The 17,366-nt window shown below is 31.9% G+C and carries 22 protein-coding genes and 1 pseudogene; 19 read left to right on the top strand and 4 right to left on the bottom strand.

Annotation, left to right across the window (positions count from 1 at the left end):
- Positions 1-266 precede the first annotated feature (266 nt).
- Positions 267-848 (bottom strand): IMPACT family protein, encoded by a 582-nt coding sequence (locus A9G07_RS08760; RefSeq protein WP_065734849.1) that lies wholly within the window; start codon positions 846-848, stop codon positions 267-269.
- Between the two features lie 60 nt (positions 849-908).
- On the opposite strand from A9G07_RS08760, the gene nfi reads away from it, so the two are divergent.
- Positions 909-1,574 carry a deoxyribonuclease V gene (gene nfi, locus A9G07_RS08755; RefSeq protein WP_065563507.1) on the top strand — a complete coding sequence of 222 codons (666 nt, stop codon included), beginning with the start codon at positions 909-911 and terminating at the stop codon, positions 1,572-1,574.
- Entirely contained in the window at positions 1,564-2,310 is a 747-nt protein-coding gene (locus tag A9G07_RS08750) for a tRNA1(Val) (adenine(37)-N6)-methyltransferase (RefSeq protein ID WP_065734848.1), read from the top strand. The genes nfi and A9G07_RS08750 overlap by 11 nt, the downstream gene beginning before the upstream one ends.
- An 11-nt stretch (positions 2,311-2,321) precedes the next feature.
- Here A9G07_RS08750 and A9G07_RS08745 read toward each other — a convergent pair whose 3' ends face one another.
- From A9G07_RS08745 to apt, 3 genes are all read right to left on the bottom strand, one after another.
- Positions 2,322-3,731 (bottom strand): basic amino acid/polyamine antiporter, encoded by a 1,410-nt coding sequence (locus A9G07_RS08745; RefSeq protein ID WP_065734847.1) that lies wholly within the window; start codon positions 3,729-3,731, stop codon positions 2,322-2,324.
- A 37-nt stretch (positions 3,732-3,768) separates the two neighbouring features.
- Positions 3,769-4,539: a dimethylargininase gene (gene ddaH, locus A9G07_RS08740; protein WP_065563439.1), complete on the bottom strand. Its 771-nt coding sequence runs from the start codon at positions 4,537-4,539 to the stop codon at positions 3,769-3,771.
- A gap of 243 nt (positions 4,540-4,782) precedes the next feature.
- Entirely contained in the window at positions 4,783-5,328 is a 546-nt protein-coding gene (gene apt / locus A9G07_RS08735) for an adenine phosphoribosyltransferase (RefSeq protein ID WP_065563438.1), read from the bottom strand.
- Between the two features lie 250 nt (positions 5,329-5,578).
- On the opposite strand from apt, the gene A9G07_RS08730 reads away from it, so the two are divergent.
- From A9G07_RS08730 to A9G07_RS08665, 17 genes and pseudogenes are all read left to right on the top strand, one after another.
- The gene (locus tag A9G07_RS08730; protein WP_065734846.1) at positions 5,579-6,931 is read left to right on the top strand and encodes a vWA domain-containing protein; all 1,353 of its coding nucleotides are present in this window, start codon (positions 5,579-5,581) and stop codon (positions 6,929-6,931) included.
- A 2-nt stretch (positions 6,932-6,933) separates the two neighbouring features.
- Entirely contained in the window at positions 6,934-8,400 is a 1,467-nt protein-coding gene (locus tag A9G07_RS08725) for a sensor histidine kinase (protein WP_065734845.1), read from the top strand.
- A complete protein-coding gene (locus A9G07_RS08720) occupies positions 8,381-9,064 on the top strand; it encodes a response regulator transcription factor (RefSeq protein ID WP_065734844.1) in 684 nt (227 codons plus the stop codon). Before A9G07_RS08725 ends, A9G07_RS08720 begins: the two co-directional genes overlap by 20 nt.
- 149 nt (positions 9,065-9,213) lie before the next feature.
- The gene (locus A9G07_RS08715; RefSeq protein WP_065734843.1) at positions 9,214-9,858 is read left to right on the top strand and encodes an RHS repeat domain-containing protein; all 645 of its coding nucleotides are present in this window, start codon (positions 9,214-9,216) and stop codon (positions 9,856-9,858) included.
- Positions 9,859-9,870: 12 nt separating this feature from the next.
- Positions 9,871-10,290, top strand: a complete 420-nt coding sequence (locus tag A9G07_RS08710) for a hypothetical protein (protein ID WP_065734842.1) — start codon at positions 9,871-9,873, stop codon at positions 10,288-10,290.
- Between the two features lie 401 nt (positions 10,291-10,691).
- On the top strand, positions 10,692-10,946 hold the full coding sequence (locus A9G07_RS12025) for an RHS repeat domain-containing protein (RefSeq protein WP_176713963.1): 255 nt from the start codon (positions 10,692-10,694) through the stop codon (positions 10,944-10,946).
- A gap of 104 nt (positions 10,947-11,050) precedes the next feature.
- Complete coding sequence (locus A9G07_RS12020; protein WP_305082840.1) at positions 11,051-11,266, top strand: RHS repeat-associated core domain-containing protein; 216 nt, start codon at positions 11,051-11,053, stop codon at positions 11,264-11,266.
- A gap of 6 nt (positions 11,267-11,272) precedes the next feature.
- Positions 11,273-11,419 carry a hypothetical protein gene (locus A9G07_RS12015; protein ID WP_176713962.1) on the top strand — a complete coding sequence of 49 codons (147 nt, stop codon included), beginning with the start codon at positions 11,273-11,275 and terminating at the stop codon, positions 11,417-11,419.
- A gap of 77 nt (positions 11,420-11,496) precedes the next feature.
- Positions 11,497-11,682, top strand: a complete 186-nt coding sequence (locus A9G07_RS08700; RefSeq protein WP_065734841.1) for a hypothetical protein — start codon at positions 11,497-11,499, stop codon at positions 11,680-11,682.
- A gap of 657 nt (positions 11,683-12,339) precedes the next feature.
- Entirely contained in the window at positions 12,340-12,780 is a 441-nt protein-coding gene (locus A9G07_RS08695; protein WP_065734840.1) for a hypothetical protein, read from the top strand.
- A 464-nt stretch (positions 12,781-13,244) separates the two neighbouring features.
- Complete coding sequence (locus A9G07_RS08690) at positions 13,245-13,910, top strand: hypothetical protein (RefSeq protein ID WP_065734839.1); 666 nt, start codon at positions 13,245-13,247, stop codon at positions 13,908-13,910.
- A gap of 70 nt (positions 13,911-13,980) precedes the next feature.
- On the top strand, positions 13,981-14,496 hold the full coding sequence (locus tag A9G07_RS12155) for an HNH/ENDO VII family nuclease (RefSeq protein WP_081303405.1): 516 nt from the start codon (positions 13,981-13,983) through the stop codon (positions 14,494-14,496).
- A gap of 58 nt (positions 14,497-14,554) precedes the next feature.
- Complete coding sequence (locus tag A9G07_RS08685; protein WP_065734838.1) at positions 14,555-14,977, top strand: hypothetical protein; 423 nt, start codon at positions 14,555-14,557, stop codon at positions 14,975-14,977.
- A gap of 125 nt (positions 14,978-15,102) precedes the next feature.
- A pseudogene (locus A9G07_RS08680) lies at positions 15,103-15,582 on the top strand (RHS repeat-associated core domain-containing protein); the annotation flags it as partial.
- Between the two features lie 14 nt (positions 15,583-15,596).
- The gene (locus A9G07_RS08675; protein WP_065734836.1) at positions 15,597-15,953 is read left to right on the top strand and encodes a hypothetical protein; all 357 of its coding nucleotides are present in this window, start codon (positions 15,597-15,599) and stop codon (positions 15,951-15,953) included.
- A gap of 350 nt (positions 15,954-16,303) precedes the next feature.
- Positions 16,304-16,879, top strand: coding sequence for an RHS repeat-associated core domain-containing protein (locus A9G07_RS12150; protein WP_065734835.1), 576 nt, complete (start codon positions 16,304-16,306; stop codon positions 16,877-16,879).
- Positions 16,880-16,883: 4 nt separating this feature from the next.
- Positions 16,884-17,222, top strand: a complete 339-nt coding sequence (locus tag A9G07_RS08665; protein WP_065734834.1) for a hypothetical protein — start codon at positions 16,884-16,886, stop codon at positions 17,220-17,222.
- Positions 17,223-17,366: the final 144 nt, after the last annotated feature.

Raw genomic sequence — 17,366 nt, 5'->3', positions numbered from 1 at the left:
CACTAGCAATTATTTATCCTTGAGGGGAAAGAAAAAAAGTTGAGGAGCGGGGTTTTTGAGGTTTTATTTAAATGATTAAAATCATTTACATTAATTCTTTATATTATTACGCCGCCTCGACTAAATATGTTAAATAAACTTTCTATTCTGATTGAAGCTGTATTTTACTTTATACTTTTATGAATTATTCATTTATCTATTTCATCATCAGTTTAATTAAGCTTATTGATAAAATTTATCGATATTGAAGATACTCAAAAGATTTCTTATACTTCAATAATCACTCTTCCGCGAGTAATATCACTAATATTCTTTTTAAGTGTGAGTAAATTGTCTTGCGTGATAGCGATGCCGACTGTGACACCTTCTGCATCAAAATTTTGTTGTTCAATAATTGCATCGAGTTCCTTCAGTCGGTTTTCTATAATAGGCCACTCGTTATAGTAACAGTGAAATTCTAAGGTTGTTCTGGCAATAAGTTCTATTAATTCAGCTTGTTGTAAGCAATGGCTTGCTGAACCACCATAAGCACGAATTAATCCACCTGTGCCTAATTTAATTCCGCCAAAGTAGCGAGTCACAACAACGACGACCTGATCGCAATCTTGTCCTTCAATAGCCGATAGAATAGGGCGCCCAGCAGTACTGGTAGGTTCTCCATCATCATTGAAACGATATTGTTGTCCTATTTTCCATGCCCAACAGTTGTGAGTTGCATTTGGATCACTAATGCTATCAATAAATTGTGCAGCCTGCTCCGCATTTATAATGGGTGCCGCATTGACAATAAAGCGACTTTTTTTTATTTCTTCGGTTAATTCGGTTGGATTTGCTAATGTATAAGGCATACTTATTCTGGTAAAATCATTTTATTGTAACTAATAATACTCAGCAGAGTTGAAATGTCTATTAATTTAGCACAATTAAAACTTTCACAACAACAATTAGCCAATCAGGTTAGCTTGGTGGATGATTTTAACCCAGCAATAAAATTGATTGGTGGGACGGATGTCGGTTTTGAACAAGGTGGCATGATAACTCGTGCTGCGATTGTGATATTGACATTTCCTGATTTTGAAGTGGTTGAATATAACATTGCTCGATTGGAAACAAATTTTCCTTATATTCCAGGATATTTGTCTTTTCGGGAGTATCCAGCATTGCTTAAAGCATGGCAACAGCTTAAGCACAAACCTGATTTGTTGTTGGTTGATGGGCAGGGTGTTGCTCATCCCAGACGATTAGGAATTGCAAGTCATTTAGGTTTATTGCTCGATATACCTACGATTGGTGTAGCAAAAAGAAAATTATGTGGACAATTCGAACCTCAATCGAAAAAAGCGGGAAATGTAACGCCTCTGTTTGATAAGCAAGAACAGATAGGCTGGGTTTTACAAAGTAAAGATAATTGTAATCCGTTATTTGTTTCCGCAGGGCATAGAATCAGTCAGGACAGCGCATTACATTGGGTCAAACAATGTTTACGCGGTTATCGTTTGCCGGAGCCAACTCGTTGGGCTGATGCAATTGCGTCCAATAAGCCATTATTTAGAAAGTTTAGTCATGCCAAATAATCAGCTACCATTAAAAAAAGGTGGATTTACCTTTAAGCGTTTTTTTATTGCTCATGATAAAAGTCCAATGAAAGTGACAACGGATAGTTGCTTGTTAGGTGCATGGGCACCAATTAAACCTGATATACAAAATGTTTTAGATATTGGTACTGGATGTGGCGTTATTGCATTGATGCTTGCCCAGCGTTTAGAAAACCATTCATGTCAAATTGATGCGATCGACATTGATCCGCAAGCGATTATGCAATGTCAGCAAAATAGCTTAAATGCTAATTTTCAAACGATCCAAGCGTTAAATATTAATGTTAATCAATTTAGAATAGATGATAATGCTTGTTATGATTTGATTATAACTAATCCACCTTATTTCCAATCAGCAGTCGAATGTCGAAATACAGAGCGTCAGTTGGCTCGTTATACCGAGAGTTTAAACTATCAGCAACTTATTGATGCGGTAATTCGTTTATTAAAACCAAATGGATTATTTTGTTTAGTCTTACCTTATCATGTTGCAGATAAATTTAAACAGTTATGCGAGTTAAATAGGTTATTTTTATGCAGTGAAATGCAAGTAAAATATTCAGCTGATAAGGATTTTTCGTTGGCACTGATGGCCTTTTCATTTCATCAAAATGATAATTTCCTTAGTCAATCATTGTGTATGTGTGATGACCATGGGAGGTATTCTCAACCATTTAGAGAATTATTGGCTGATTTTTATCTGTTTCGTAAATAATGCCTTTTTGGTTATTGCGGAATAATGTAGAAGTATATTATCGCTATAACAGCTAGTATAACTATGGTTATGGCATAAATTTTGTCATGCAAATAACTGAAAGATGATAGATGCCTTTGTTTTCTTGCATAAAGGTAGAACAATAATCCAACACTATATAAGATCATGGATAGTAATAAATAAGACACTCCACCAGCATAGATTAACCAGAATCCATAAATTGAACCCAGTGTACCGATGAATAATAGATGTTTTTTTCGTTGCCTTATAGATAGTTTAAACACGAATAGTGCTGATAGTAGATAGGGGATGAGTACCATTGAAGTTGATAGCTGAATTAAGGTGTTGTAACCCGATTGATAAAAATGTGCCAAAATCATAAGTACACTAATTAAACTCGTTGTTAACCACAATGCATTAGCGGGTGTGCTGTTTTTATTGAGTTTACCGAAACAACTAGGTACGGTATGTTGATTTCCTTGGCCAGAAAGGAACAGCATTTCAGCCGCTAACATTAACCAAGACAATAGTCCACCACTGACCGACACAATCAAACCAATGTTGATACATTTAGCTCCCCAACTACCTACAACATGTTCAATCACTAAGGCCATGGATGGATTTTTCATTTGTGCTAGTTCGTGTTGTGGGACGATCCCTAAAGATAGTACCGAAACACAGACTAATAATAGACTGGTAATAGCAAAACCAAAAAAAGTGGCTCGACTTATACTAATTATATTTTTAGCTCGAGCGGCATAAACTGTTGCACTTTCAATCCCTAAATAAACCCATACGGTATAAAGCATGGTATGTTTTACTTGACTGAGGATGGTTCCTAATTGAGGTGTCCCCCAAAAGTCCATATTGAAAGTATCAACTTTAAACGCTAAAACGACACAAACAATAAATAAACAAATAGGCACAATTTTAGCTAATGTGACTAAACAATTAAGTAAGAATGCTTGATAGATGCCTTTTATGACAAAAAAATGGATAATCCATAAGAATATAAGTCCAGCAATCACAGCGGGAATAGTTGTGCCATTACCAAAATAATTGAAGCACTCAAATGAACCTAATGCGCTAAATAGGATAACTAAATAGCTGCCACATGACATCCATGCCGATATCCAATAGCCCCAAGCGGCATTAAAACCAATATAATCACCAAATCCTTCACGAACATAGCCATATAATCCTTCATTGATTTTGTAAAAACGAATTGAAAGATACTGAAAAATTCGCGTAAGCATAAACATGCCAAATAAGGTTATTACCCATGCAATTAAAATTGCACCTGCACCAGCCCCTTCGGCCATGTTTTGAGGAAGGCTAAAAATACCACTACCGACAATACTGCCCACTACCATTAATGTAAGTGGGAGTATGCCAAGCTTTTTTCTTACTGGCATATTCATATCGTTTTCTTATTTTAATTGTTCAGTTAAGTTTTAATTAAAATCGCAATGACATACAACTAACTCCGCCATCAATTTTGCGATATTCTGAGGTATCAACTTCGATGACTTGATAGCCAAGCGCTTCAATTTTAGCTTTAGTAATTGGATAACCAGCCGGCATGATGACTCGCTCATTAACCCAGATACAGTTAGCGGCATAACTCTCTTCTTCTGGTATTTCAATAATATTAAGATGTTGAAATTCTGGTTTAGTGATAAATTCACCCGCAGCTAATAAATTATTGTGTTCCAAATAGGCAAGTCCGGTTTTTAGATGTAATACTTTCTCTAAAGTCACCACTGAACCGGATAGTCCGTATTTTTCTAAGATAGCAATCATTTGATTGGCACCTTCTTGATTGGTACGAGCGGATAAACCAATGTAATAGTGATTCTCAACCATCATAATATCGCCCGCTTCAACAGTGCCAGGGGCGGTAATGTGTTCAACATTATTAGGATAAAATCGTTCAATAGTATCAACGATGATTTCTGTTTCTGCACGACGGCTTACCGCGCCAGGGCGAGTAATAATGGCGCAACAGGGCGTACATAACACGGCATCTTCGACAAAAACAGAATCTGGAAATCGTTCATCGGCAGGTAATATTGTGATATCGACATCGCATTGCTGTAATGCTCGAATGTAGTTGTTATGTTGATCAAGCGCTTTTTGATAGTCTGGTTTTCCTAAATTGGCAGAGGTTAATCCGTTGATAAGTGACTTAGCTGGGGTTCTGGCAATAATATGATTAAATTTTTTCACTGTTCAATTCCTGTTATAAATATTCATTATTTTTGAATAATAATTCATAATAATAACTATTTCAAGCATTAAGTTGATAATTTATGCAAATTGAGTGTGGCGATATTTGTTGTGGTTTGGGCTAGTTAAAATGAAATTAGAGTAGCGGATAAGATAAGCCTGAATTTGATGGCAAAAATAAGGATATTAATAAATGAGGATGTTGGAGACGAATAGGGCGACATTTCGCCCTAAAAATATGTGTTATTCACCGGCAAAATCGACTAATGTGTAACAGTTTATTCCCATATCAGTTAATTTTGTTTTCCCGTGTAAATCAGGTAAATTAATTACAAATGCAGCATCTTGAGCAATACCACCTGCTTTTTGAATTAATTTTGCGGTAGCTGCAACTGTGCCTCCAGTTGCAAGTAAATCGTCAATAATTAAAACTCGCTCGTTAGGTTTGATCGCATCGCAATGCATTTCTAAGGTATCTGTACCGTATTCAAGTTGATACTCTTCTTTAAATACTTTACGCGGCAGTTTATTTGGTTTTCTTACTGGTACAAAACCAACGCCTAATGCTAACGCAAGTGGCGCTGCAAAGATAAAACCTCTAGCTTCGGTGCCAACAACTTTGTCGATTTTTTTATCTTTATAATGCTCAATTAAAAGATCGACTGATGTTTTAAATGCAATAGGGTTTTCAAGTAGACTAGTGATATCACGAAATAAGATACCAGGTTTAGGATAATTTGGAATCGTGACAATACTATTTTTAATAAGTTCAAGTTTTGATTGAGTCATTTTAAATGTTCTCTAACTATTCTCTTCAAGAGCGACTAATTTTTTATTATATACCTTTGCACTTTAGACTGGCAATAAACAAACAGTTAACACACCGTAAAATAGAGAGATTGGTTAGTTTAAGTACTAATAGGTGTTTTTTATCACGGTTTTACTTTTTACAACTTTTTACAATTAAATACATTATTTAGACAATTTATTTGGCGATTGATGAATAATTGAATAAACTTTATATAGGAAGGAAAATACTATGAAATTTATTAAAATATTTGTCATGTTAGGTTTTGTCTTGTCTAGTTTATTTAGCTATGCCACGACAATTCTACCAAGTTCACAAGTTTCACAAATTAACGTCCGTTCAGAATTGTCTTCACCTATTATTATGGCAGGAAGTGAAGAAACCAATTATTTAAAAGTTTCATTAACTGGTGAAAAAGCGAACTCTAATAAACATGTGCCGATCAATTTAGCGCTTGTTATTGATAAATCAGGTTCAATGCAAGGCGATCGCATAGTAAAAGCGAGAGAAGCTGCTATTTTTGCGGTTAATATGCTAAATGAAGAAGATACATTATCTATTGTTACTTATGATTATGATGCGAAAGTTATTGTTCCAGCAACTAAAGTAAAGAATAAAGAACAAATTATTAAACTAATCAATAAAAATTTAGTTGCAGGTGGAGGAACAGCCTTATTTGCAGGATTGAGTAAGGGAATAAAACAAGTTGAAAGCCAACTTACGAAAGATAAAGTTAATCGTATTATTTTGTTATCTGATGGTCAAGCCAATATAGGTCCTAGTTCAGTAGCTGAACTTTCTCAATTAGCTATTATTGCGGCTAAAAAGAATATTGCTATTACCACAATGGGGATCGGTTCAGATTATAATGAAATATTAATGTCATCTATCGCAAGTTATAGTGATGGTAATCATGTATTTGTTAATAATACTTTTGATCTTGAAAAAATGTTTGTTCACGAGTTTACTGACGTGATGTCCACGGTTGCTCAAAATGTTGTGATTACTATCCAATTGAAAGATGGCGTTAAACCAGTGCGTTTACTTGGTCGAGATGGTGTAATCAAAGGTAATCAAGTTACGATTAAAATGAATCAATTGTTTTCAAATCAAGAAAAATATGTACTGTTAGAAGTCATCCCTGAGGAAGGAAAAGTTGGCCAAAGTAAAACGTTAGCTCAAATTGATTTATCATATGACAATTTATTGAAAAATAAAGCTGAACACGAAACTCAATTTGTAAGCGTAGCGTATACCGATGATAAAAAGTTGGTCAAGGATTCAATGATTCAAGAAGTTTTAGCTGAATCAGAGATCCAGAAGGTAACCATTGAGAATGAAAAAGCCTTAGAGTATTACAATCTAGGTAGGTTCCAAGAAGCAGAAGATATTCTTATGGAAAATAGTAAAAAACTTAGCTCAATTTCAAATTCAGTATCCTCAGAAGAGGCAAAACAAAGATTAAGAGGCCAAATTGAAAAAAATAATATTATGGCTGATGCTGCTAAAGCTGATAAAGACGTTTTCAACAAAATTTCAGCTGAAAAGCAGTTTGAGTCAAAAAGCAATGTAATTAAGAAATAATTATGAAAAGATTAGCAACGATTTTATCTTTAATGATGTTAATAGCGTTTATAAGCTATTTAGGTTGGCGAAGTGTAGAACACGAAGTGTTATTACGAGAAAGCAACCAAATCTTACTCGCCAAAAGCCGTATAAATAATATCAAGTTATCGATTGAATCGTTGTTAAATCAGCGTCTATCTTATTTGAGTAGTTTGACACTTCAAATTAATGACGACAACGATAAAGCGGAAGATTTATTAGGATCAGAAACTGATATTAAAAATATTTTTATCATCAATAAAAATAAAATTTTATTTGTAAGTGATGTGTATGATTCGCAATGGCATAAGATAGTAGAATCCATCGCTTTAGATAATTCTGTTTTATTCAATCAACAAGATCATACTGAACAGTTTCAACCAAGTTCTGGTTGGTATCAAATGTATAACCACTTAATTTACTGGTCAATTCAATCGGATAATATTATTGGTTTTGAGCTTTCTAACATCAAGCTTTCTTTTGATATGATCAATTTATTAGATAAGCAAGCTTTTGATGATAATTTTAAATTATCCGATGGCGATAAGCAGATTTATACCAATGGTGAAAAATCTGATAATGAAATTTTGATATCGCTTGACTATCCTTTACAAAATTGGCATTTAACCTATTATTATTCCTCCCCAAATGTTGTTAATTTGTATTTATTAGGTTCTGTTGTTATTGGTCTTTTCATTACCGTAATACTTGGATTGATTTTCTATAGCTATCGAGAATATACTCGAACATTGCGCTTAGCAAAGCAGCAGGTTAGTTTTGTTGGACAAGTTTCCCATGAATTTAAAACACCTCTAACCAATATCACACTCTATTCTGAAATGTTATCAGAGTACCTAGAAGATGAGCCTGCGCCCATTCCTGATTATTTGCATGTAATCAGTGCTGAAAGTAAGCGATTAACTAGGCTAGTTCAAAATGTTTTAAGTTTTAATAAACCACTTAGTATCAATATAAAACCAGTTAATTTAACCGAGCTAATCAACCAGATATATCATACCTTTAGTCCTATTTTAGAGGCAAAATCGTTACATCTTAATATCACTAATATTACAAGTGATTGTATTGTTAATACAGATGAAGACAGTGTAATGCAAATTCTCAATAATTTTCTAAGTAATGCTGAGAAATATGCTTCTAAGGGCAAGCAAGTTGATTTATCTTTAACTAAATCGGGAAAACAGGTGATAATTACGGTTCGAGATTATGGTGAGGGCATTGCTAATCATTTATTAAAACAGATTTTTGATCCTTTTTATCGGGTTAGCTCATCGATAACAGAAGGGGTTTCAGGTACAGGAATAGGGTTGACCATTGCCAATCAGTTAGCTAATCAGATCAATGGTGAAATTGAAGTGATGAATCAGAATCCAGGAATTGCGTTTTCACTTATTTTAATGGAGTTAGAAAATGAAGATTTTAATTGCTGAAGACGATAAGCATATTCTTAATGGTATGTCAGATCTTCTAGAAAAAGAAGGTTATACGATTATCAAAGCAAATGATGGTAAAGTTGCACTTGAAATGTTTAATCAACATCAACCCGATTTTATTATTTTAGATATTATGATGCCTGAACTTGACGGTTATTCGGTTTGTCGTGAAATCCGTAAATTAAATGAGGATGTGCCAATTCTATTTTTATCTGCTAAAGATGAAGAGATCGACCGAGTAATTGGATTAGAGCTCGGTGCTGATGATTATATGAATAAACCATTTGGTATTCATGAACTGAGGGCAAGAATCAAAGCAATAGCCAAACGTTACTTAAAATCAAAATATTCAAATAGCTCTAAAGAAGACTATTTTCAATTTGGTGATTTAAATGTCTATTCTTCCGAATTGTATGCAAAAAGAAACGATCAGGTTATCGAATTAACCTTAAGAGAAATTAAGATTTTAGAGTGTTTATATCAATTTAAAAATCAGGTTGTTACTCGAGATATGCTTTTTGATTACGTTTGGGGATATGATTTTTTACCTAATAGCAGAACGCTCGATCAACATATTTCAAAATTAAGAAAACAAATAGAAATTAATCCATCCACACCAACTTTAATTAAAACTGTTCATGGGATTGGTTATAAACATTAAATTTAATATAAATTTTATGAAGTTCAATTTTATTTTATGCAAGTAACATCTTAGATGTATTAGCTCAAACCCGAGCTGACAGTTACCCGTTTTTTATAGGTGTCTGTCAGCTATGCTAGGACAAGTCCTACTCAATTGTATCGGATTATTTGGGCAGACCCGCTCAGGCCTATGATGATAAAGGTGAGCTGGTTTGGCAGGTGGAATTTGACATCTATGGAAGAATACGGGAAAATTTATTTAACAATAAGTCGTTTATTCCGTTCAGGCAACTGGGGCAGTATGAGGATGTAGAAACGGGGCTTTATTATAACCGTTTCCGGTACTATAACCCTGAAACAGGTTCCTATATTAGCAAAGACCCTATTGGACTCGCTGGAAATAACCCGAATTTATACGCTTATACTCACGACTCCAATACGATGGTCGACCCGCTGGGGTTGGATATTTTTGATAGTATTGATTGGGATTTACCTGTAAATACAAGAAATGGTGTAAAAACTAATTTAGATTTAGCATTGGAGGGTAAAGCCCCTTTTATAGTGAAAGATGGGAAATATAGTCAAATTAATTTGCATCATTCCAAGCAAAATGCTAAAGGTTCATTATTTGAACTATCAGCATCAACACATCAAAAATATTATGGAAGTGATGCGCTCCATCCTCATTTACCAAATGCACACCCTGATAATCCAGTAAATAGATATTTATTCAATATTGATAGAGAAGCTTATTGGAAGCAAAGGGCAGAAGCAGAAGTTAATGCTCGAAAATTAAAAGTAAAATGTCATTAAAATTTATTTTATATGTTATCAAATAAAGTTATAAACTTTTGTAAAAATAATGGTTGGTGGTTCAATGATGTATCAGAAGAATATTCAAATGTTTTATTAGATTTAAACATTTCATTAGAAACAGATTTTAGTCAATTTTATTTACATGCAGAAGATGGTCCAACTTTTTATTCTAGAGGATATGAATTATATCAAATTTGTTGGTTTTCTATAAATTCTCACTATGATTTAGATATCAAACGAACTCATGAGATACTTAAAATGCCTAAGCAGTATATACCGCTTGACAGCTTTGAAGGTGAAGAAGGTTTTTTTTATAATATAAAAACAGGAGAAATAATAAGCTTTAAATTAGGAGAAGAATTAAGTAATTTGCAACCACAGTGGAATAATTTTAATGAATTTTTAGAATGGTATTTTGAATTAAATTGAAAAGAACAAGCCAACTTTTAAAGTTGGCTTTTTTGTTTTTTAAGCATTGAGCTTATCTAAGAGTTCGAGTTCATCTTTGGGAATAAGCGAGCGAATCAGTTGCAGAATGTTGTAGATATCCCATTTATTGTGTTCCATATAATTCGGATACTAAATTTCTGCCAGTAAAGCCGTTTGCCACTATTACAACTAGAGTTAAGCGTGAAGCCTAAATTCTTATCATCAGGAATAAATTTTAGATATGATAAAGTTATTAATAATGCTTGAGGTTTAAGTTTTTTTTCCGTTTTTATTCTGAACTCAAACAATACAATAAAATAAGAAAAAAAAGAACGCTTAAAAATTCTGCCCCTCCACAATGGCGGCAAGGTTACTGGGAATACCAATGGCAGGGAAACGGAATGTTACAAGCGGTACGCAATCCTCAGGGGAAATGGATCCGTTTTGAATACGACGCTTTAGGAAGAAGAACAGCAAAAATTGTAAATACAAAGATTTATCGCTATCTTTGGAATGGTAATGCATTATTGCATGAGTGGTTTTATGAGAATGAACGTCGTCCTAAGGTTATTTCTGATGAGCTGGGAATGCTTATGTTGAAACAGCCCGAACCAGTCGAAAACTTTACTCCTAAGTCTATGAAGAAGGAAGTTTAGTACCCACAGCTAAGCTATGCGAAGGCAAGTCCTACTCGATTGTATCGGATTATTTGGGCAGACCCGCTCAGGCCTATTATGATAAAGATGGACTGGTTTGGCTGGTGGAATTTGACATCTATGGCAGAATACGGGAAGATTTGTTTAACAATAAACAGTTTATTCCGTTCAGGCAACTGGGGCAGTATGAGGATATTGAAATGGAACTTTATTACAATCGGTTTAGATACTACGACAGTAATACTGGAACTTATATAAGCCAAGATCCCATAGGGTTAGCAGGTAACAACCCGAATTTTTATGCGTATGGGGCTGATTAGAATACGATGGTTGATGTGTTCGGGTTGATTATAGTATATAGAGATCTTAACGGAGCTCAAGAAGCTAGTGATAAAGCAGGAGAAGCAATTAAGGCAAAAAATACAGCAGCAACATATACTATCCAACAACATATAGATGATGGTAGTGTTTAAATACTCAATATATTTCTACAACCAAAAAGTCTTCCACAGCAGAATTTTATGCCAAACCTAACCCAAAAGGAGGAAAGATGGATAAAAGTACAATAATTGATACTAATAAGTTAGATGCTTCAAAAGTATTTGATGTTTCATCTGGGGTAGAACCACAAACAAAAACTAATTTGAAAGACCCAGCATTTAGATATTCTGTAAAAGATGCAGAAGTTTTAATTGAAAGGGAAATACCAAATCATGCTTATGCTGTAAGTGAATAAAAATATTTAGATTAGGCAAAAATATTTAAGATTACTAGAAAAATAGGAAATGAATGGGATATATTCTATAAGAATCTTGATGTAACTTATAAAGAAAATGTTAAAGAAAAAGAAAAAATAAAAATTATAATTGAACAATTTTATAATGATCGTTTTTTAACACAAGAAGATAAAAATGAGTTATTATTTAAATTTATAATTCATTAGCAAAATACTCAGGTTGTGCAGAAGATTTAGAAATTTCTGAAAATCTACTTAATTTTTTAGAAAATATGAAAATAATAGATCAAAAATATTTTGATTTATTTTACGGTAATACTTCGACTAATAGATGGATGTAGTTATTTAATATTGATAAATTTTCTAAAGTCATTAAAAAATCAGGAGCAGATAATGTGATGGGAGATATGAATCCATAAATGGGATCAGGAGTAATTAAAGCTAGTGATCCTTGAGTTTGAGGAAAATGGGATTAGCAGAGGAAAAAGTACCCATTATATAGCTTTTAAACTGGATAAATAAAGTAAATTAGTCGATCTTCAAAATCCTACATTGAGATTATATATTAAAGGTGATGTGGAATTAAGAGATGCAAATAATAAACTTAAAGAAGGTGTTTCTCATGGGAAAACCCCTTGCAAATAAATAATATTAAATATGGAATTTAGCGGCGAATTATATTTTTATTATTCTGATAAATCAAACGAAACTGTGATTAATTTGTTAAAATTATATGCAGATAAGATAGGTTATGACTATAATTATGAAATTAATGATTTAGATGAACATTCCATTATGTTTTTTAAAAATAAAGAAATGTTGGAATATCATTTAGAGCATGGATATAATGTTGATTTAAATGGAGAAGGTTGTTTTTATATAAATGCTAAAATGGTTTCTTTAAATGGAAAAGCCTCTTTATATGAATTAAATGGACGTTCAAATTTTGATCCTACTGATACATTTTTTGTATTTTCTAAAGTACCTTATTATGTATTAACAGTTCCCTATGATATTGAAGAAGACCCTTTTTCTAAAAAAATATATACAGACTTTTACAACATTTTAGTAATGAAGGGCATAGAAGATAAAATATAATAAAAGCCAACTTTAAAATTGGCTTTTTAAATTAAAAATATTTATTCCACTGGTCTAACAATTCCCATTCCGAATTAGGGAGTAAAGATTTAACAAGCGAAAAAAGGTTATAAAAGTCTAGGGGAGAATGACAGAGCCTAAGCCCTTTGCACTGCGTTTCCGCTAAAAGGGCTGTTTGCCCAATATTACAAATAGAGTTAAGCGAAAAAACTAAATTCTTATCATCAGTAATCAATTTTAGATATAGTAAAGTAATTAAAAATTCTTAAGAATAAAGGATTCTTTTCCGTTTTATAAAGATTGATTTTTATAAAATTTCTATTCCAATCTACAAAAATCTGATCAAATATATGGTGCATCGGGTAAGATTTTAAAGGAAATAAATTAGCATTATATTTTTGATAAACAAGGAAATTTTATATTAAACAAGCTAAATTTAATAATTAAAAAGTAAAAGGAATAAAATGTCATTAGACAAAAAAATACGAGAAAATTTAGATGGAAAGTATCTAACAATATATAGCGATTCTTTCAAAGAAGGAATAGAATATGCTTCTAAATTAAAAATTAACCATGTTCAAATAATTTGGGTATCTAAAAAAGAAGTAGATTTTAAAGAGTTTGAAAAGGTTGGTGATTTTTTAAAAATAATATCCTTTGTAAGCGTAGTAGATCGTATTAAAAATTTAGATTCAATTTATTCATTACAAAGGATTGAAAAACTTTATTTTCAACAAAAGCAAAAATTTAAAATAGATATTTCAAAGTTCCCAAAAATTGAATATCTAGGTAGTGAATATTGGAAAGGCTTAATAAATATAAATAAAGCACATTCTCTAAAAGGTTTGTTACTTTTAAAATTTCCCAAAGTAAATCTTAATGAACTATCAGAATTAAAAAAGTTACAAAAACTTCATATCTATAGCTCAAAAATAGAAACGTTAGCAGGAATAGAAAAACTCCCTTTGAATAACTTATCTTTGGTTCGGAACAACGCTTTAGAAAATATAGAAGCCATAAAAGAACTCAAAAAATTGAACGATTTACTGATTGAAAAGTGTAAAAAAATTTCTGATTACACTTTATTAGATAGCTTAAAAAATAAAGTGGATATAAGAATTATTAAATAACTAATTCAAAATTACTATCCTAAATTTTGTGTATTTATCCACTAAAGGTAATGGTTGATTCTGTCTTCAAATTCAGAAAATTTTAAAACGGGGCTTTATTATAACCGTTTCCGTTACTATAATCCTGAAACTGGCTTATGTATTAGCCAAAATAGATAATAACCCGAATTTTTATGCCTATACGCATGATAGTAATACATGGATAGATCCGTTTGGGTTAGATATCTTTAGTGTTATTGATTGGACGGCTCCTGATCCTGGTAAAGGAGGAACAGGGTATACTTACAAAATTTTCCAACAAGATGTAAATTGGGATTTAATTGATTCTAAAGGTAGAACTAATTTAGATAGAGCTTTAGGAGGACTAGCTCCTATAGGAGCAGATGGCAAATCTATAAATTTAAAACATTCCAAACAACAAGCAAATGGACCTCTATTTGAATTGTCAGCTACTTCACATCAGCAATATGGACATACAAATGCTTTACATCCATATAAAGTAACTCCTAATCCTGATGGGACTAAATTTAATCCGTATGATGCAGTTGATAGAAAAGCCTTTGATGTTGATAGAAAACAATATTAGAAAGATAGAGCTAATGCTGAAATAGAAACAAGAAAATTAAAAATAGGATGTAAATAATATGTTAAAACAAAATATTAAAAACTATTTAGATGAAGAATATGGTACTGTTCTTCCAGAGTTCCAAGAAAAATATAAAAATACTTTATCAAAATACCACATTAATCCCAATAGTACATTTTTTGAATTTGTATCGAAATATAGTGATGAATATTATGGTAAATATGGTTTATTATATGATATAGCAGCAGATTTAAGTACAGATGATAATGTCACACAGATATTGCATGAGAAAGAACAAGTCCCTTTAAAGTATATTTCATTATTTAACTTAGAGACAGAAGATTATTTGTTATATAATAAAGAAAATGAGCATGTTGTACTCATAGAGGGTGGAAATATTGATAAACTAAAAAATAATAATTTTGATAAAGAATGGAATAGTTTTAATGAATTTTTAGAAGATATCTTTGAATTAAATTGATAATAACAAGCCAACCTTTTAGATTGGTTTGTTATTTTTATTCTATTTAAAGCGTTAGATAAATTATCTTTAAGTCTTTTTAGTTTTAAAATTCTGAATTACATTATTTACTTCTTTTTCATAATCGGTTCCGATATTATAATTCTGAAACTGGTTCATACATTAGCCAAGACCCGATAAAACTTGAAGGGAATAATCCGAATTTTTATGCTTATGTGCATGATAGTAATGCTTGGGTAGATTTTTTTGGATTATCATCTGCATACGAAGTAGATACTTATGATAATTTAAAAGCAAAAGATGTTGTAGGAGATAAATTAGGTATTCATCACGTACCTCAAAAAGCATTGGCAAAAACGCAAGTTGTACGCTATCCTCAAACAGCATTAGCAGGAGATGCTCCTGCAGTTAGATTGCCTGATGCTGAACACGCCACAATAACAAAACTACAATCTCAAAATAAAGTAGCACGTTCTCAAATGACAGCAACACAGTTGTTACAGGACGATATTGATATGTTACGTACACATACAAACGCACCTGAAACCTCTATTGAAAAGCTAAAAGATATGAATAAACAGAAATATGGAATAACTTGTCATTAAAGAGAGTATTAATAATGGAAAACAATCTAATTGAAGTATTTGGAAAAATAGTAAAAACAAGTAGAGATACTGGTTTAGATATAGTATCGAATTACAAAAACAACATTGAAATTCCTAAAAGTCCAGATGAAGAACAAAAAGCATTAATGGAATTAATAAAAACATTAGATGCCGAGCAGTTTGATCAATTACAAAAAGGGGTAAAGTATTGTATAGAGCTTTCTCTTTTTAAATTGATAAGCACTATTGAAAGTGGCGTAAGCGATTATGCTTTTGACTTATCTATTCAAAACAGTAGTGATAAAACACAATTAGTTGGAGAAAATATTGATAACGAGCTTTCTCTCGAATATTGGCATTGGATTAGTTAATATTGAAATTTATTATTAATTGGTTGGTATTGCACCAACCAATTTTTTATTTCTTTCAGAATGCGGAATAAAAAAGGGGGGCAAAAAAAGGTGTGGCAAAGCCACACATTTATAAAAATTGCTTAAATCCCTTTACTGTTCAACATTTCCACCTTTTTTCAAACTATCAATTTGTATTCGGCGGTTTGAGAATGTTTTTTTACGTATTTTTGGCGATTTAGCGCTTTTTTGTTTTATCAGTGTTTTTCGAGCTGTTTTAAATTCTTAATTTTAAAAATTAAGAAGTGTAAAGCTATCTCCCTACTGCTAAGTTATGCGAGGGCAAGTCTTACTCAATTGTATAGGATTATTTGGGCAGACCGATTCAGGCCTATGATGATAAAGGTGAGCTGGTTTGGCAGGTAGAATTTGACATCTATGGCAGAATACGGGAAGATATCTTTAACAATAAGTTATTTATTCCGTTCAGGCAACTGGGGCAGTATGATGATGTTGAAACGGGGCTTTATTACAATCGTTTTAGGTATTACGACAGTAATACAGGAACTTATATAAGCCAAGACCCCATCGGTCTGCAAGGAAATAACCCGAATTTGTATGCGTATACGTTTAATTCTAATTCGGAAGTTGATCCGTTTGGGTTGATGGCAGGAGGAAATAGACTATTTAGCTCTTATTTTTGGAATACGGTCAAAGATTCTATTAGACCTACTAAGGGTAGTGTAAAAGGAGCAAAAATTTATGAAGTTATTAAAAAGGTTGATCTTCCTAATATAAAAAAAGGTGATTTATTCCATTTAAATACATTACATAAAACAGGTGTGGAAATAAAGCTATATGATAGCTTAGGTAAGCATAAGGGAGCATTATCTGGAGAAACTGGAGAGAAAATTAAATCCTCAGTAAAAGGTAGAAAATGTAAATAATATAATGGCTGAAAATTTAAAAAAATATTTATTAGATGAAATAGAGGGCGAAAAGAAAAGCACTTTTATTTATAAATTAGACAAAGAAAATTATTTTGATGAAAAAAGACTGAATATTTTATTGAAAAAAACAGATTTTTTTTTAAAAAATAATTCAATAAATGATCCTGAATATATAGATATTTTAAAAGGATTATTTAATGTTTTTTTGCACACTATATTTTTATTTTATTGTAATAATTCTACAGATGATTTTTATAAAATAGTCAATTATGATGAATGTTTAAATTCTGAAAAAATAACTAATATATACTTAAGAATAAAAGATGTGATATTTGCGTAAACTAAAATAACTTTTAAAATCAAGTATATTGCATGTGTGTGAAGAAAGAAACTAAGCAACAGAATATAATATAGATAGTGAGCGCTTGCTTGTTAAAAAGTGTAAATGTTTCCCTATTAAAAATTACACTCATTTCCGATATTA

The organism is Gilliamella sp. wkB72, from assembly GCF_001693745.1.
Classification (GTDB): Bacteria; Pseudomonadota; Gammaproteobacteria; order Enterobacterales; family Orbaceae; genus Gilliamella; species Gilliamella apicola_E.
This window is presented reverse-complemented; position numbering and strand designations above follow the sequence as displayed.